A 1188-nucleotide genomic window follows, 5' to 3' on the forward strand; every position below is an offset into this window, starting at 1 on the left:
AACGTGTTTGTATATGGTTTGTTGCGTGTTTCAAGCAACTAATTTAGTAAATAATTACGGACAAAGAAAGTCCGCGAGGACTTTCGTAAGTAGGCAAGAAGCCAGCAATAAATTATATACGGTGTTGGCATTAGTGTTTTTTTGTTCTAAAATATTCACAATTTATTGCACTTTCCGATTCAGTTGATTCCTTTTTAAATTTACAGAATAAACTTAATCGAACATCTTTTTTGTTAATCTTTTTTCTTGAATATCCTACATAGCGACACAATTCGCACTCTCGAATTTGGATACCTTTCCGATTTAAATATTCAATTTGATTTTCCGATTCAGATTTCCCTTTTTGATAAAATCTTTCTAAATCATAATCTACAAACTTTATATTGTCGTTATTTGAATAAATCTCTCCTAAAATACTTTCAAGGTAGTAATCTAAAAATTCATAAGAACCATTTTTGTTCAAAACAAATACTTTTCGAGATTCTCTACATCCTTTTTTCGTTTGAGAACAAAAGTCTTTCGTAATTGTAGTTAATTTGAAATTGTAGAATTGCGTGTTGACTTTATTAAAGGATAAAATGTTGTTTTTTAAATTAATTATATCTAAATCATTTTCAATCTTAATTTCAATGATTTTATTTCCCGAGTTTAATTTCTTTTGAGTTGATTTATGAGTTACTTCTATTTCGATGAATATAATTTCAGTTGGTTTTTTAGTTGATAATAACTGAATATCAGGCACAAACTCATCAAAGCCTTTTTCCACTTTAAGTTTGTCAAATGTTTGAGTTAAATCATAAGTCTCTGTTTTTCTTCCTAACTCACAAATGATTTTTGTCTGTTTAAAGTGTTTATCACATTCTGCATTGATAGGATATTCTAAATAGAATGGAATTTTGTTTTCAATAGAATTTAAATAAGCTTCTTTAAAAACTTCTTTTGCTACTTCGTGTAAATATGTTTCATTCGAGAAATTGGTTTTATTCAAATGATGAAAATGAGGTTTAAATTTTCCCTCCAAATATGCAGTCATTTTTTCGTTAGTGATTATGTTCAGAAATGAGCCGTTTTTTCTCATTTCAAGTGTTACATCACTAATATGAATTGGTTTATCATTATATTTTGCCCAACTATATTTTATCATTAATTAATTCGGATAGTTTGTCGTTTTCGGACATTAATGCCAAC

The 1188-nt window shown here is 27.8% G+C and carries 1 protein-coding gene; it reads right to left on the reverse strand.

The features are described 5' to 3' along the window. Positions 1-130: 130 nt before the first annotated feature. Positions 131-1144 carry a hypothetical protein gene (locus tag ADIWIN_RS04950; protein ID WP_020897803.1) on the reverse strand — a complete coding sequence of 338 codons (1014 nt, stop codon included), beginning with the start codon at positions 1142-1144 and terminating at the stop codon, positions 131-133. Positions 1145-1188: the final 44 nt, after the last annotated feature.

The organism is Winogradskyella psychrotolerans RS-3 (assembly GCF_000427335.1).
Lineage (GTDB): Bacteria > Bacteroidota > Bacteroidia > Flavobacteriales > Flavobacteriaceae > Winogradskyella > Winogradskyella psychrotolerans.